The following is a 17,258-nucleotide window of genomic DNA, read 5'->3' as shown; positions in this document are numbered from 1 at the left end:
GAAGGTTAAGCATCAAGAGGCCGATAGTACTGCATGGGAAGCTGTGTGGGAGGGTAGGTTGTTGCCAGGTTTTTAACGTGGCTCGATAGCTCAGTCGGTAGAGCAGAGGACTGAAAATCCTCGTGTCGCTGGTTCGATTCCTGCTCGAGCCACCAAGAACCTAGATTTTATAATCTAGGTTCTTTTTTATTGTATTTTTATAATTAAATATAAGCTATAGTATAAATCAATTAAATTTTATTTATTATAATATTTTGGATAATTATTCTATTAATATAAAATATAAGAATACGATAATTAAGTAAGGGAATTTGATAGGAGTGAGAGTATTATGGTAGACAGAATGTATCTTGATACTGAAAAGCTTGCAATTTATGGAAATAGAAAAGTTAAAAAACTTAATAAATCAAATAGAATTAATGATGACTTAAATAATGACAAAAACAAAAACTTTAAGGAGCAATTAAATAAATTTAAAAAACAACCTACTAAAGAAAAAATAAAAAAAGTAGATAAAAATAATAACATAGAGCAGGATATCATAGTAGCTGAGAGCTTAACTGATCTAATGAATGAAAATAGAATAATATCGGAAGTTGTAAAGGAAAAGTTATTAAATAACCTAGAAATCAGAGAATGTATAGATAAAGAAGAAGAAATTTTAAATACCATTATAAATAAATAAGGAGATAAGGAAAATGAAAATAAATGCAATGGGAATAAATATATCACAAAATAATAGTGTTAACAAAACAAGTTCCTTGTTTAAAAATATTAAGGTGGATGAAGATAAAAAAGAAAGCAAAAATTTAAAATTGAATAATAATAATAGTCTAAGTAAGCTACTTAATAATCTTGAAAAGATAAAAAAAGGATTTTTAGATCAAAAGGAAACTTTAAGAGAAAAACAGATGAGCCCAGAAGAAAAGAAATATAAAATGGAAGAAATAAATAGTAAAATTCAAGAAGTAGAGGCTCAAATACAACAAGTGTTGATGAATGAAAAGCAAAAAGAAATAGATAAGAAAAAAGAGGAACTTGAAGCAAAAAAAGTGGAAGCTGAAAAGAATAAAGTAAATGAAGATGAAGTGAAAGATGGAGTTATAATATCTGCTAGTTTGAATGAATTAATAGAGATAAGTCATTCTACTGAAAACATAAATAGATTAAAAGATATAAAAAATAGACTTAAAGTTGAATCAGGTTATATTGTACCTAATGATAATTCTAATTCATATAGTAATAAAAAATTAGCTAGCTTAAGCAGAGGTATATTAAATTTAGAATATAAGATAGCAAATGAGATAGGAAACATAAATAAAAATGCTAATAGTATGAAGGATAAAATTGATAATGAAATTGATAAATTAGAAAAGAGCAAAACAGAAGAGAAAAAAGCTGAAGAAGAATTACAAGAAAATTAAAGATAAATATCAATGTAGATAGGTTATACTAATAAAACCTATCTACATTTTCTTTTTAAAGCTTATTTTAAAAAGAATTTTTAAATAAATGCAATTATGTATTCCATATAGGTTTTTCAATAAATAATTTCGTAAATAAGTTGTAAGGAATGTTTTAATAAATTGTAAGGTATTTGTAATAATTTTACTAATTAAATTATGTTAAAATTAATTGTGTAATAAAATAAGATAAAAAAATTATCATATTTTATTTAAATACATTAGAGGATTTTGATATTTAAAATTGAAAATAATTAATATGTATATATATCTAGGTTAATTAGGGGGTAAATTAATGATTTTAAAATGTAAATTAATAAAATCAAGATTCATATTGGCTATATTAAGCATAATATTTATCTTTACTATTTTTAATTACAATATAGCGAGTGCAGTAGATAATAAATATAACATAAATTTAAAAGCTTCTTATGGGGTAGATGGAAGATATAAAGTTAATAGTAAAACTCCTATCAATTTAGTGATTACTAACAATGGAGTGGAATTTCAGGGTAAGATACAAATTGAGACATTAGTTCCAGATACAAATAAATATGACTTAAATACTGAAAATATAAATATTGCTGAAAACACAACTAAGAGTTTGTGGTACAACATAAATGTTGTGAATAAGTTTAAGGTGAGGTTAATTACCGATAATAATGAAGTTGTACATGAAGAAATAATCAACGTTAATAAAGGGAGGTTAAATGAAGGAGATATATTAGTAGGAGTATTAACTGATGATTTTAATGGTTTAAATTATATATCTAGTATAAATATAAATAATAATTCTAGTATGGAGAATAAAAAGTTAATTCCAGTTAGTATATCAGAAGAAATTATAGAGAAAAATTCTAAGTCTTTAGATATTATTGATATGATAATTATAAATAATTATGATACGCTAAAATTAACAGAAGATAATCTAAATAAGCTTAATCAATGGATATCTAATGGAGGAACTTTAGTAGTTGGTACGGGAGAGAACTACAAAAAGGTTATAGGTGGTATTAATAATAAAATTATAAATGGTACTTTTTCTGAAGCTATATCACGGGATATAAGTATTGGAGAAAGCAATGTAAATGTATTAGCAGTGAATATGAATATTGAAGATTCTATAAGTTTATTTGAGAATAATAGTATTATAAGTAAAGTTATTAAAAAAAATGGACAGATTATTGTATTTCCATGGGACTTGTCTACAGAAAAAATTTCAAAGTTTAGTGAAAATAATTTAATCTGGGGAGAAATAACATCAGATTTTAATAATAGAATTAATAGAGGTGAAGAAGGTTTTTGGAATTTAAATTCATTATTAAGTAAAGTCAAGGATGTAAAGTTGCCATCTTTTCAGCTCATGGTAATACTATTTATAATATATATATTAATTATAGGAGTACTAATATATATTGTATTGAAGCGATTAAATAAAAGAGATTATGTATGGCTATTAATACCTATAATATCTATTGGATTTACAGTTCTTATATACTTTATAGGTAGTAACTCAAGGGTTCAAGATATTATAGCTAATAAAGTAAATATTGTATCGGTAGATTTAGATGGACAAACAAAGACCGAGAGTTATCTAGGTGTGTTAACAGCTAAAAGTAGAAAAATGGTAATAGAAGAGCCAAAGGATGTAAATTTAAATTTTATAGAAAATAATATGGGTTATTATGGATATAGCAATTATAATAGCAATGAAAATGCTACTATGAGGTTGAATATAATAAAAGAAGGGGACAAGACATACTATAATTTTGATGAGGTGTCTTCATTTAGTCCAGAAATTTTCAAGGTTAGTAATTTGAATATTAGATTTGAACCTTTGGAGCAAGAGCTAAGATTTTCTAGTGGAAAGTTAACAGGATATGTTATTAATAATCTAGGTTGTGATATTAAAAAGTTAGTAGTTATGACTCCATATAAAGTATGGGACTTAGGTAGTTTAGCTAATGGTGAAAAGATATCTGTAGAAGATAGTGATAAATTTACTTCAGCATTAAATATTTTTGAAATAACTAGTAATATTAGAAATGATAACTATAATAATAGTAATAAAAATAAGGATGGTACAAAATACGAATTAAGAACTTGTGAGTTATTAGATTATGCATATAATAATTCTGTATATGAAAACAATAGAGCTACGTCTAAGCTAATTGCTGTAACAGAAAAGGATGTAGAATATGATTTAAAAGTAAATGGTAAAGCTCCTTTAGTTAAAAATGATACTATATTTATTAATGAGGTAAATATTAATTATAAGTCAGAAAATGGGACTATAGAATATCCATATGGTTACTTTGTACCATATATATTGGAACAAAGTAATGTGGACGGATATTATGATCCTAATGAAAGAGCTATAAGTGGAAATTTAGAATTAACACTTAGTTATCAATTACAAGAAGATGATGTAGTTATAGAAAGTATTAATTTTAAAAAGAATTACTCTCAAGGTAGTTCTCAAATGAAGGGTGAATATAAAATTTATAATTACAAGATTAAGGATTATGAAGTATTAAATTTTGATGATGAGCTAAACTTAACTAACATAGAAGACTACATCTTAGATGGAAATATTAAGATTAAAATTCATGGTAATAATGAAGAATGGACTAAGGTTCCAGATATTTCTGTGAAGGGTAAGGTGAAGTAGATGTTAACTATAATAAATCTTGAAAAGTTTTATGGTAAACATAAAGCAGTCAATGGATTAGATATGCATCTAAAAAAGGGAGATATATTTGGATTTATTGGTCCTAATGGAGCAGGTAAAAGTACAACTATGAAAATTATTGCTGGATTATTACCTGCTGATGGTGGAGAAATATATGTAGATGGAATAGATGCTTTAAAGGATAATAAAAAATTAAAAGAAAAAATAGGATATATGCCTGATTTCTTCGGTTCTTATGAGAATCTTAAAGCTATAGAGTATATGGAGTTTTATGCATCTATTTATGGAATCGTAGGAAAAGAATCAAAAGACTTGGTAATGGATTTACTAGAATTAGTTAACTTAAAAGATAAAAAAGATATGTATGTAGATGGATTATCTAGAGGAATGAAACAAAGACTTTGTCTTGCAAGAAGTTTAGTACACAATCCTGAACTTTTAATTCTTGATGAACCAGCTTCAGGAATGGATCCTAGATCTAGGTTTGAGATGAAAGGTATTCTGAAAAATCTCAAAGATATGGATAAGACAGTCATCATAAGTTCTCATATACTCTCTGAAATGAATGAAATTTGTACATCAGTTGGGATTATAGAAGAAGGTAATTTGATATACTCCGGTGGTATAAATACTTTACTAACTAGAATGAGTAGTGCTAATCCATTAAAAATAATAGTAGGAGATAAAGCTAAGGAAGCAAAGGTTATACTTAGTGAGCTTCCTTATGTAACTAATATAAAAGAAAATTCAAGAGAGCTAACAGTATTCTTCAATGGCGGGGAAGTAGAAATATCTAATACTATTAGGACTTTGGTATTAAAGGATATACCTGTTGTTTCCTTTACTCAAGTTAGTGAAAATCTAGAGGATGTGTTCATAAAGATTACTGAAAAGGAATCTAAGTAGGAGGAAAGAATTATGAAAATTAATCCTATATTGAAAAATGAAAGCAAGGTAGGGGTTAGAACCTTCAGATTTAATTTAATGGTTATGTTATATGTAGGAATACTTTCAATAGTAGCTATGTGGGCTTATTATTTCATAAATAGTGATAGAAATGGTATGGGAATAGATTTAAGCAACTTTACAATACTTAATTTTGCTTTAGCCTGTGGGCAAGCGGTACTATTGATGCTTATAGTGCCTGTACTTACATCCACATCAATAACGGGAGAAAGAGAAAGGCAGACATTAGATATTTTACTTTCAACTAATCTGTCACCCATGAAGATAGTGGTAGGAAAATTAATGTCAACGGTAACTAAAGTTGCTTTACTAATTGTTAGTACTATGCCAATATATGCCATAAATTTTTTAGTTGGAGGTACTAGTTTTAAAGAATTAATAATATTAACCATATTTTTTATAAGCACAACTATATATGTGGGATCTATAGGAATATTTATGTCCACTATATTTAAGACCTCAAAATCTTCAACAGTGGCAAGTATATTAACGGTTATATTTATTGTAATTGGGACTATTATAATAGGTGCTGTTATGATTAGTAGAGATTATTATAACGCAATATCTAATAATACTATATCAACATTTAAAATTACACTACCATTTTGGATTTATATAAATCCAACTATTGAGTTTATATATATTCTAATTAAACAAAATGGAATTTCACACTTTGCTCCCAATATAATAACATATATGAATTTAAATAAAATATTTATTATATCTTTAATTAATCAAGGAATAGTAACAGTATTGCTAATACTACTTTCAGCATGGAGGTTAAATCCAGTAAGAAAATCAATTATTAAGGTGAGAAGATGAATAATCTAGACAAACAAATTAGAAAGTTTATAAAAAAAGGTGGAACAAGAATAAGGTTAATTATATTTATAGAGAATTTACTAGTGTCACTAATAGTGGCATTAGGTTTTTGCTCTATGGTAAGTATATTAGGGTTATTTATACCCATATATAATTTATTTGAAGTATGTATTATTACATTAACAATATCTATGATTATATATACATTTATATATTTATATAAAGTTAGGCCTGATAATAAAAAGATAGCTCTTAAGCTAGATTCTAAAGGCCTTGATGAGAGATTAATTACTTCACTAGAGTTAATAGATAAAGATGATAGCATATCAAATGCACAGAAGGAAGATACCATAGAAGTAATAAAAAAAATTAAGATTTCTAAAATTACATCATTTCATATAAAAAGAAAGAATCTATATAAGTTAATAGCTGCTTTAACGGTTTTGATCATAACCATATGTATTCCAACTACAGCTAAAAACCAAGCTAGAGAGATTAGAAAGATTAAGAAAATTAATAAAGAAGTAATGGAAAAAGTAAAGGCTGAGAAAAAGGACACTAATAGTAGCAAAGAGCTATTAGTGGAAGATAAGTTAGATATAGTAAAGGAGTTAGATAAGTCTGTAGATGAAATAAAGAAGAGTAAAAGCAAATTAGATACAGAAAAAGCTTTAAATAAGCTGGAGAAAAAACTAGACAATATAGAAAAAAATTTTGATAGTGTCGATAGTAAAAATAAAATACAGAATATTATGAAAAAATTAAATCTAAATAAAGAACAAACAAATAAGAAATTAGCTATTTTAAATAAAATAGCTAATGAGTTTTCTAAAATTGATAAAATGAAGGAGCTTAGTGAAGCTATAAATTCTCAGGATGAAGAGAAAATTAAAGAAGCTTTAGATAAGCTGGAAGAAGGCTTAAAGAATTTAAAAGATGAAGAGAAAGAAGAAATTTCAAGTAATCTTGATAATATAGCTGCTAATATATCAGATGAAAATTTAAAAGGTGTACTATCTTCTACAGCAGCATCCATTAGTAGTGGAAACATAGATCTTAGCAAATTAGAAAATACTTTGATAAGTTTAAATATGGATTCTATCAATGCGGATAATGGAAATAGCAATAATGGCACTGGTGCACAAAATAATCAAGGTGGAAATGGAGAAAACGGTCAGGGCAATGGAAAAGGCAACGGCAATGACTCAGGCCAGGGAAGTGGTAGTGGTTCGGGAAATGGAAGTGGATGGGATACTGGAAATAAAGAAAATGGAGAAGGAAAACTTAACAATGGTGAAAAAGTATTCCTTCCTAATAGAGCTACAGGCAATGATGATAATTTAAGAGGGAATATATCAGAAGGTGGAGATTCTCAAAGTATAACTACGGAGAATGGAGTAAATATAGCTGGAGATTCTATAGACTATGAAAAAATTATTCATGAATATTCTAACAGTGAGATAGTAGGACTTAAAAATAAACCAATACCAAAATCACTGCAAGATTTAATAAAAAAATACTTTGAAGAATTGAAATAAGTATGAGGTGGAAGATGGAGATAAATAAACAATTAATAGAAGATACTGTAGAAAAAATAAATAAATGTGAAAGTGAAATATCCAAGGGCATCATAGGTCAAAAGGATGCAATAAGAAAGGTTTTAATAGGCATTTTATGTGGAGGAAATATACTTCTAGAAGGAGTACCAGGACTTGGTAAAACTCAACTAGTTAAAACTATTTCTAAGGTTCTAAAGTTAAGCTTTTCTAGAATTCAATTCACACCGGATCTTATGCCAGCAGATGTAGTTGGAACAAACCTTATTGTTAAAGATAAGGATGAAACTAAATTTAAGTTTGAGCAAGGACCTATATTTGCAAATTTAATTTTAGCAGATGAAATCAATAGAGCCACTCCTAAAACTCAATCAGCTCTTTTGGAAGCCATGCAAGAAAAAACTGTTACTGTAGGAAGAACAACTTATGATTTACCAAGTCCATTTATGGTTTTAGCTACACAAAATCCAATAGAAATGGAGGGAACTTATCCTCTTCCAGAGGCTCAGATGGATAGATTTTTATTTAAATTAAAGGTTGCTTTTCCATCTTTACATGAATTAAGGGGTATTATGGATATTACAGTTACTAATAATGATGTGAATTTAGAAGGTATACTTACAGGTGAAGATATATTATCTATGATGTCTATTGTAAGAGAAGTACCAATGGCAGAGGCGGTTAAAGAATATGCATTAAAACTCATTTTAGCTACTCATCCTGAAAGTGAATATTCTAATGAATTTGTAAAAAAATATGTAGAAGTAGGAGCAAGCCCAAGAGGAGCTCAAGGTCTTTTTAATGGTTCTAAAGTAGAAGCTATTTTAAAGGGGAGGCTTAATGTGGCTTTTGAAGATATAAATAATATTGCATATGCAGTGTTAAGACATAGAATATTTCTTAATTTTGAAGCTGTATCAGAAGGTATAACTACTGATATGGTTATTAAAGAAGTTATTAAAAGTTTGAAGGTAACGTAAAATGAACAGTAGATTTGATAAAGAATTTTTTAAAAAGCTAAACAATATTAGTATAAAATTAAATCTTAAATTATCTAAAGGAACTCAAGGAGGAAGGAAATCTAAAGCTAGAGGAACTTCAGTAGAGTTTTCAGACTTTAGAGAGTATGTATATGGAGATGATTTTAGAAGGATAGATTGGAATGCCTATGGAAGATTTGAAAAATTGTTTGTAAAACTTTTCATGGAAGAAAGAGAAGGTAATTTTAATATATTTATAGATTGTAGCAAGTCTATGGACTTTGGAGAATTTAATAAAGGTAACATGGCCTTAAAAATAGCAGCATCAATAAGTTATATTGCTATTAATAATCTTGATAGTGTAAGAATTGGTGCGTTAAAAGAAGAAGGAACTGAACTATTTAACATGTCAAGAGGAAAAGAATCTTTTATAAAGATAATAAGTGGATTAGAAAGCTTAGAATTTAGTGGTAAAACAAATCTAAAATCAACTATATTAAAAAATAGATTCACTAGTATAGGTATGTTTATTCTAATATCAGATTTTTTGATTTCTAATGGAGAAAAAGAAATAGAAGAAATAGTGAAGTATCTTACTTACAAAAAACAACAGGTGGTATTTATACAAATATTATGTGAAGAAGAAAGAAATCCTGAGTTTATGGGAACTAAGAATATTATAGATATAGAGACTAAGGATGAAGTTAAAGTATCAATAACACCAAAGGTATTAAAACTATATAAATCTAGGATAAAAGAACATGAAGATATGGTAAGAGGTCTAGTTAAAAAGTATGGTGGTACTTTTATAAAGGTAAATTCAGAAGAGGACATAGAGAAAATAATTTTAACAGATTTATTTAATCATAAACTTTTAGGGTAAGGAGGAAATTTATGAGCTTTTTGAATATATGGCCATTATTTTTTTTAGCAACCATACCCTTTTTAATTTTATTATATATTTTAAAGGAAAAATCTGAGGATCTCTCAGTGTCATCATCAATATTTTGGGAAGAAATTTATAAAACATTAGAAGTTAATAGTCCTTTTGAAAAATTAAAAAAAAATATCATGTTATTCCTTCAAATAATGATTATATTACTAATTATATTAGCTCTTATGAATCCATTTCTAAGATTTTTTGGTAAAGAATACAGTAATGTAATAATAGTAATAGACAATTCAGCTAGTATGTTAGGTATAAATGAGGATGAAACCTGTATTAATAGAGGAAAAGCTATAGCTAAAGAATATATAGATTCTTGTGCTAATGGTACCAAGATATCTATTATTACAGCAGATAAAGATGCGAAAGCATTAGTTACATCATCAGAAAATAAGAGCTTAGTTAAAGATAAAATTGACAGTATAACTAAAAGTTTTAATCCAGGGAATTTAAAGAATTCTTTAAAATTAGTTGAATCTATGACTAAGGAACTAGAAAATTATGAGGTATTATTTATAACTGATGAAGAATTAGACATAGGAGATATAAATGGACAAATAATTTATTTAGATAAAAGTAAATCTAATATATCAATAGATAATATTGGGCATAAAAGAGAAAATGGCAATATATCAATAATAACAACCATAACAAATAGAGGGAATGAGGATTATAGTGGTGATTTTTATCTTTATGGAGAAAATGACTTGCTAGAAGCTGCTTCCTTAGAATTAAAAAAAGGGGAAGAGGTTACTCTTGATTTTAATATTGAAGATACTGATATAGATTACTTAAAAGGTAAAATATCAGGAAATGATGCCATATTAGAGGATAATACATTTTATCATGTAATGAAGAATAATGATGATAAAAAAATATTGCTTGTAAGTAATAAAAATGTTTTTTTAGAGAAAGCTTTATCTGTAGTTAGTAATGCAGAAGTAATAAAAACTAATGATATAACTAATATATCTGAAAAGGATAGATATAATTTATATATTTTTGATGGAATCTTAGGTGAATATATGCCTCATAATGGTAATATTTTAATAGTTAATCCAGCAGAAAATAATTTATTTAGTGTATTAGGTGAACAAGCTGGAGGAGAAGCAGTGGTAGTTAGTGAAGATATACCTAAATACCTTCAGGATATGACTTTCATAGCATCTAAAATAAAAAAGACTGATATGCCGTCATGGGCAAAGTCTTTAATAAATGTAGGAAATGAATCTGTATTATTTCTCGGGAAACATAATAATCAGAAAGTTGCTGTAGTAGATTTTGATTTTCATGATACTGATTTGCCACTTAAAGCAGAGTTCCCTATGCTTATTGATTATATATGTGAAGAGCTTATAGAAAGCAATATAGTTAATAGTAATTATATTGGTGGAGAGGATATAAAAATAAATGGAAGTTCAGAATATGATGAATTAATTTTAACTACTCCGAGTGGAAGAGTGCATACTATTGAGAATAATAGTATATTAAAGGAAAATTTAGAGCTTGGAGTTTATGATGTAGAAGACAGTAACCATAGTTTTAATGAAATATTCTCTGTTAATTTTCCATCTAGTGAGGAAGGAAATATAATGGATGATACTATAGAAAATATAGAAGCTAGATCTAATAACAAGGGTAGTATAAAAGGAATGTTAAATATAACACCTTATATAATAAGTTTAATTATGCTTTTAATTATTGTAGAGTGGGTTTTATATAATAAGGGATATTAAGATATATATTATAAATAAAGTTTTTTAAGTTAAGTAGTCACTAGAAAGGAGGGGAAGAATGAATTTTGAAATTGAAAAAATATATTTATTATTTTTAATACCGATAATTCTTATGACAATGTACTTTATATCTAAAAAGATTAAATATAAAGAAAAAAATATCAGTTTTATTAATATAAATAGAGTTATTATTGTAACAATGCTTATACTTGCTATGTGTAACATAAGTATAAGCTTTAGGACAAAGGATTCATCGACCATATTTTTATTGGATTTATCTCATAGTATGAGTAATTATAAAGATGAAACAAAGGTGTTTGTTAAAAATGCTATAGAAGCTTCACCGTCAAATAATAAAATAGGAATAGTTACTTTTGGCGAAAATCAAGAGATAGAACAGTTCCTTACCTATTCAAAAGGCTTCAATGATATTCAAACTTCTCCAATTGGTAATACTACTAATATAGAAGAAGCAATAAAATTTTCTTTAAATATATTTAAGGATAGTGACTATAAGAGAATAGTTTTAGTTACAGATGGAAAGGAAAATCAGGGTGATCTATTAGAAACATCCACTTATTTTAGGGATAATCAGGTTGACTTTCAAGTATATAAAATAGATAGTGAACAAGTAGAAGATGTATATATAGAAGATATAGATATACTTGACAAAGTAGCTATAGGAGAACAATTTTCTGTAACTGCAAATATTAAATCTAATATTAAGACGAAATCAAAGATATCAATATATTCAGGAAGAGAAAAAAAAAGTGAAAAAGAAATTGATATAGAAAAGGGCGAGAATACATTTTTATTTAAAGATATTCAACATAAAGGTGGTTTTAAACCATATAAAGTAGTTATAGAGCCAGAAAATGATGGAATATCATATAATAATGAATATACAACATACACTAATATAGTTTCGAAACCAGAGATTCTAGTAATACAAGGAAAAGCTGGTGAAGGAAAGGGGCTTGAAGAAAATTTAAAGGCTATAGGTAGTAGTTATACTATTATAAATCCTAGTGCTGCACCTAGATCTATAAATGAACTTATAGAATATAAGGGAATATTTCTTTGTAATACCCATATAGACGATTTACCTAAGGGGTTTTTAGATAACGTAGAAAGCTATGTAAAAGATTATGGTGGTGCAATTATAACTACAGGAGGAGATAATTCTTATGCTTTAGGGGGATATAAGGATTCTGTTTTTGAAGATATACTTCCTGTTAGCTCTGACAAAAAAGGAAAAAATGAAATTCCGGAGATATCTTTAACTTTAGTATTAGATAGATCATCTAGTATGTTATCTTCAGACCAGGGAAGTTTTAGTAAAATTAGTTTAGCAAAAGAGGCAGCAATTAGATCTTTAGATAATTTAAGAGAAACTGATAATATAGGGGTAGTAACTTTTAATACAGGGTATAGCTGGGTAGTACCTATGCAAAAGCTATCTAATATAGAAGAGGTTTCTGATAAAATTAATAGTATTATAGCAGAAGGTGGAACTTCTATATATTCAGCACTAAATGAAGCTTATCAAAAGCAAAAGGAAAGCAGTGCAAAAATAAAACATATAATACTATTAACAGATGGACAAGATGGTATGGGACAAAATGAATATAAAACTTTAGTAAATGATATTAAGAAGGATAAAATAACTTTGTCTACAGTGTCTATAGGTACTGATAGTAATAATCAATTATTAGAATGGATAAGTGCTAATGCTGGGGGTAGATACTATCATAGTGATATATATACAGATGTCCCAAGAATATTTGCAAATGAAATATTAATATCTACCAGGGAATATTTAATAAATGAAGAGTTTACTCCTAAGATATCTGCTCACCATGATATTTTAAATAATATTATAGAAGAAGGAAAATTTCCATCTCTTTTTGGTTATGTAGGTACGTCTATAAAAAATACAGCTATAGAAATAATGACGTCTCATATGGATGAACCAGTTTTAGCAGCATGGCAATATGGTATCGGAAGAGTAGTATCTTTTACTTCAGATGTAAATGGACAGTGGAGTAAAGAATTATTAGCCTTTGATAAAACACCACAACTTTTTAGTAATATAATATCATGGACAATGATTGATTATGATAATAGTGGCAATTTAAGTATTACACAGGAAGGAAGTAGTGCTAAAGTACAATATGAGACCAATAATCATGATGATAATAAGAAGGTTAAAGGAGCGTATACCTTTGAAGGAAATACCACGTCAGAATTTGAACTAAAAGAAGTATCACCTGGTAAATATGAAGGCCGAGTACCTATAAGTGAATTAGGATTTTATAGTTTTAACATTACGGAAGAGTTACAAGGTAATACTATAGCTAGTCAATTAGGAGGATTTGCATATCAATATTCTCCTGAATATAAATTTCAGGAACAATCTAATAGTTTATTAGCTTTAGTGGAAGATACTGAAGGAAAAGTTATAAATTCTGCAGAGGATATATATCAGATAAAGAGCAATAAGGGTTATACTAAAAAAAATATAAGCAATTTATTATTAATAATAGCTATGTTATTATTTTTATTTGATATAACTTATAGAAGGTTAGGCCTAAAAAAATATTTAAATAAGCAATTGTTTATTAATATAAGAGAAAGAATATATAAAAAAGAAGAGTATGGAAAAGTTGATAATGTAGTTAAGAAATATAAAGCAGATGAACTTGTACTTAGAGAAGCAGTAGAAAATGATCTTAAAAATAATAATTTAGATATGAAACATAAAGAATCTAAAATAAAACATAGAAGCTCATATAAAGATAGACTTAATAGGATGAAATCAAAAGATGGAAATATTGTATTAAATACAGGTGAGTTATTAAAAAAGAAGCGTGAGAGAAATGAAGATTAAATTAGGAGGTACTCATAATGACTATAAGACATTTGGAGATTTTTATAACCGTTGCTGATTGTGGTAAAATGAGGCTAGCAGCAGAACAATTATTTATATCACAGCCATCCGTCAGTCAAGCCATTGCCGATATAGAAAGTTATTATGGAGTTAAGCTATTTGAAAGGTTATCTAAAAAACTTTATATAACAGATAGTGGAGAAAGACTACTGAAGTATGCTCGTCATATTGTAGGATTATTTAAAGAAATGGAAGTTGATATTAAAAATGCTGGTGAAAATATATGCTTACGAATAGGCGGTACTGTAACTGTAGGAACATGTCTTCTATGTCCAATAGTTACTCAATTTGAGAGAAGGAACCCAGGAGTTTCTACAAAGGTTATAATTAATAACACCACAGTTATTGAAGATATGTTATTAAACAGTACCTTGGATTTAGCAATTATAGAAGGCGAGACTATAAGTTCAGATATAATAAAAATACCAATTTATAAAGATAAATTGGTATTAGTATGTGGAGAAAGTCATCCTTTTGCAAATGAAAAGGAGATTACTATAGATAAACTAGAGAATAAAGATGTCATTGCTAGGGAGAAAGGCAGTAGAGATCGTAATATTTTTGAGCAGTTACTAAATGAACAAAATATTTCTGTAAATGTAAAATGGAATAGTACCAATACTGAAGCCATCAAAAATGCAGTAATAGCAGGTCAAGGTTTAGCTATATTATCCAGTATTATGGTTAAAAATGAACTACAGTATGGAAAATTAAAGATAGTTCCAATTAAAGATATTAATATTACTAGAAATATTTGCTTAGTTTATCATAAGGATAAGTTTATATCTGAACAGATGAAGAATTTTTTAGATGTTTGCAAAAATCTTAATTTAGATATCTAAAATATCATGTATGCAAGAGTACCAATAATTCCTGACCCGAATATAACTAAAATAGGATTAGCCTTAAATTTACGTAATACTATAATTCCTGATATGAATAATAAGAATTCAATAATTCTAAAGTTGGATAGAACTATTGCAGATTTTTCTGCTTGGAATAAAGCTAAAGTAAGAATTGATAGTCCAGCTGATGTAATCAGAGCAACTACAGCTGGGCGCAAACTACTAAGGATAGTTTGAATACCTTTAAAGTTTCTATATTTATAGTATAGATGCGCTAATGTAAGACATATAATGAAGGCTGGTAAAATACAACCTAATGTACAAATTATTGCACCAGGTAAACCTGCAACACGAGTACCAACAAAGGTAGCTGAGTTTATAGATATAGGTCCTGGTGTCATCTCTGCGATAGTAATTAAATCAGCAAACTCTTCCATAGATATTAGATGATGAATATCTACAATTTGACTTTGGATTAAAGGTATAGCAGCATAGCCACCGCCTACACTAAACAGTCCTACTTTAAAAAAGCTTAGAAATAACTTGAAAATCATATGCAGTTACCATCCTTTCTAAGATCTATAATAAGATTTATAACTCCAATACCAGCACATATTAAAATAACAGTCATTGCACTAATTCCAAATACATAAGTCATTAAAAATGTAATAAACATCATAGCTATATACATTACATTACGAGTTTTAACTATGTTTTTTGCAAGATTTAGAACAACATCAAAAATAACAGCTGCGACACCTGCACGCATTACTTGAAGAGCAATAGCTACAATGGTGTTATCACGAAATTGCTGATAAAACATAGATATTATAGAAATAATAATTAGAGGTGGAAGAGTTGTCCCAATAACTGATATAAGTGAACCTAAAATTCCATGCATACGATATCCTAATATTACTGATGCATTAATAGGTATTGGACCTGGAGAAGATTGAGCAATAGCGGTAATATCTAACATTTCACTTTCATCCAGCCATTGAAGTTCTTCTACAAACTTCTTTTTCATTAATGACACTATTACAAAGCCACCACCAAAGGTAAATGCACTGAGGGAAAAGGTTGATTTAAATAGTTGCCATAATACTTTTAAATCTTTTTTTGATGTATTTTCCATGATTTTAAATCTCCTATCTTTATTTTTCGTTATTGTACGAATTGTTCTCTCACTTTTATTCTAAATAGGAATAATATATTTGTAAAATATATATATATTATCATTATGATAGGTATTTACTTATGTATAATTACAAACAATAAAATTTAAGTTTAAATATATGATTAGAAATAAAAAAGCAGCAAGCCTTTGGTTTAAAATAAAGGTTTGCTGCTTTTTATTATGGATAAATAAGTTAAATGTTTTATTAATAACATATTACCTATACTAAATTTTCTTTAATAAAGTTAACTACTGCATCTACATGGCCTGGAACTTTAACTTTTCTAAATTCTTTAACTATATAGCCATCTTTATTTATTATGAAAGTACTTCTTTCTATTCCAATAGTCTTTTTACCATACATAGTCTTTTCTTTTAGAACATCATATAATTGGCAAACAGATTTATCTTCATCAGCTAATAAAAGAAAGTTAAGTTCTTGTTTCTCAATAAACTTTTCATGAGATTTAACACTGTCTTTACTAATTCCAATAATAACTGTATTTAATTCATTTAATATTTCCTTGCTATCTCTAAAGCTTATAGCTTCCGTTGTACAACCTTGGGTATTATCTTTTGGATAAAAATACAATACTACATTTTTACCTAAGAAGTCATTAATGGAGTGGGGATTGTTATCACTACCTATTAATGAAAAATCAGGTGCTTTTTTTAATTCTAATATATCATTCATTATTATCATCCTCCTAAGGAAAGTTAATAAAAATAATTAACTAATATTCATTATTAATATTATATCATTAAGCATGATTAAAATATATAGTAAAGCTAGAAAAAAAGATTAATATCCATATATAGTAATGTGGTATAAAGATACTTGTCCTGGTGTATCAATACAAGAAAAAAGAAGTATTTCGGTGAAAAATATAGTAATAGATGAATATTATTTATTTAGTAGGCAAATAATAAAATTTTAGGTATTTGAAATCATGATAAGATAATCCATGTCGCTAAGTGATGCGGCAACAAACAACAAGAAATTAAGAAAAAAACTTCTTAAAAAATGTTGACAGATAAGAAATTATCTAGTAGAATAGTAAGAGTCGTCGGAAGTAATCGATGATAATGAAAACCAAATGGTCTTTGAAAATTAAACAGAGAAAA

14 protein-coding genes and 1 tRNA gene are annotated in these 17,258 nt (G+C 27.4%); 12 read left to right on the top strand and 3 right to left on the bottom strand.

What is annotated here, in order from left to right; genetic code table 11:
- Positions 1 to 79: 79 nt before the first annotated feature.
- The 12 genes from ABDZ93_RS19440 (at position 80) to ABDZ93_RS19385 (ending at position 14,953) form a co-directional block, all read left to right on the top strand.
- Positions 80 to 155: transfer RNA gene (locus ABDZ93_RS19440), tRNA-Phe, on the top strand.
- Between the two features lie 176 nt (positions 156 to 331).
- Positions 332 to 685: a hypothetical protein gene (locus ABDZ93_RS19435; protein WP_343828177.1), complete on the top strand. Its 354-nt coding sequence runs from the start codon at positions 332 to 334 to the stop codon at positions 683 to 685.
- Positions 686 to 698: 13 nt separating this feature from the next.
- Positions 699 to 1,424: a viral A-type inclusion protein gene (locus tag ABDZ93_RS19430; RefSeq protein ID WP_343828176.1), complete on the top strand. Its 726-nt coding sequence runs from the start codon at positions 699 to 701 to the stop codon at positions 1,422 to 1,424.
- A 334-nt stretch (positions 1,425 to 1,758) separates the two neighbouring features.
- Positions 1,759 to 4,134 carry a hypothetical protein gene (locus tag ABDZ93_RS19425; protein WP_343828175.1) on the top strand — a complete coding sequence of 792 codons (2,376 nt, stop codon included), beginning with the start codon at positions 1,759 to 1,761 and terminating at the stop codon, positions 4,132 to 4,134.
- Positions 4,135 to 5,061, top strand: coding sequence for an ABC transporter ATP-binding protein (locus tag ABDZ93_RS19420; RefSeq protein ID WP_343828174.1), 927 nt, complete (start codon positions 4,135 to 4,137; stop codon positions 5,059 to 5,061).
- A 12-nt stretch (positions 5,062 to 5,073) separates the two neighbouring features.
- Positions 5,074 to 5,943 (top strand): ABC transporter permease, encoded by an 870-nt coding sequence (locus tag ABDZ93_RS19415; protein WP_343828173.1) that lies wholly within the window; start codon positions 5,074 to 5,076, stop codon positions 5,941 to 5,943.
- Positions 5,940 to 7,481 (top strand): pectinesterase, encoded by a 1,542-nt coding sequence (locus ABDZ93_RS19410; protein WP_343828172.1) that lies wholly within the window; start codon positions 5,940 to 5,942, stop codon positions 7,479 to 7,481. The genes ABDZ93_RS19415 and ABDZ93_RS19410 overlap by 4 nt, the downstream gene beginning before the upstream one ends.
- A gap of 14 nt (positions 7,482 to 7,495) precedes the next feature.
- Positions 7,496 to 8,479, top strand: a complete 984-nt coding sequence (locus ABDZ93_RS19405) for an AAA family ATPase (protein ID WP_343828171.1) — start codon at positions 7,496 to 7,498, stop codon at positions 8,477 to 8,479.
- 1 nt (position 8,480) lies between these two features.
- Positions 8,481 to 9,362, top strand: coding sequence for a DUF58 domain-containing protein (locus ABDZ93_RS19400; protein WP_343828170.1), 882 nt, complete (start codon positions 8,481 to 8,483; stop codon positions 9,360 to 9,362).
- An 11-nt stretch (positions 9,363 to 9,373) separates the two neighbouring features.
- A complete protein-coding gene (locus tag ABDZ93_RS19395) occupies positions 9,374 to 11,161 on the top strand; it encodes a vWA domain-containing protein (RefSeq protein WP_343828169.1) in 1,788 nt (595 codons plus the stop codon).
- Between the two features lie 58 nt (positions 11,162 to 11,219).
- Positions 11,220 to 14,051 (top strand): VWA domain-containing protein, encoded by a 2,832-nt coding sequence (locus tag ABDZ93_RS19390; RefSeq protein WP_343828168.1) that lies wholly within the window; start codon positions 11,220 to 11,222, stop codon positions 14,049 to 14,051.
- 17 nt (positions 14,052 to 14,068) lie between these two features.
- On the top strand, positions 14,069 to 14,953 hold the full coding sequence (locus ABDZ93_RS19385; RefSeq protein ID WP_343828167.1) for a LysR family transcriptional regulator: 885 nt from the start codon (positions 14,069 to 14,071) through the stop codon (positions 14,951 to 14,953).
- On the opposite strand, the gene ABDZ93_RS19380 is transcribed toward ABDZ93_RS19385, so the two are convergent.
- From ABDZ93_RS19380 to bcp, 3 genes are all read right to left on the bottom strand, one after another.
- Entirely contained in the window at positions 14,950 to 15,510 is a 561-nt protein-coding gene (locus tag ABDZ93_RS19380) for a chromate transporter (protein ID WP_343828166.1), read from the bottom strand. The genes ABDZ93_RS19385 and ABDZ93_RS19380 overlap by 4 nt on opposite strands.
- Positions 15,507 to 16,091, bottom strand: a complete 585-nt coding sequence (locus ABDZ93_RS19375; RefSeq protein ID WP_343828165.1) for a chromate transporter — start codon at positions 16,089 to 16,091, stop codon at positions 15,507 to 15,509. The genes ABDZ93_RS19380 and ABDZ93_RS19375 overlap by 4 nt, the downstream gene beginning before the upstream one ends.
- A 262-nt stretch (positions 16,092 to 16,353) precedes the next feature.
- Complete coding sequence (gene bcp, locus ABDZ93_RS19370; protein ID WP_343828164.1) at positions 16,354 to 16,827, bottom strand: thioredoxin-dependent thiol peroxidase; 474 nt, start codon at positions 16,825 to 16,827, stop codon at positions 16,354 to 16,356.
- Positions 16,828 to 17,258 lie beyond the last annotated feature (431 nt).

The organism is Clostridium subterminale (assembly GCF_039521425.1).
GTDB classification, from domain to species: Bacteria; Bacillota; Clostridia; order Clostridiales; family Clostridiaceae; genus Clostridium_J; species Clostridium_J subterminale.
This window is presented reverse-complemented; position numbering and strand designations above follow the sequence as displayed.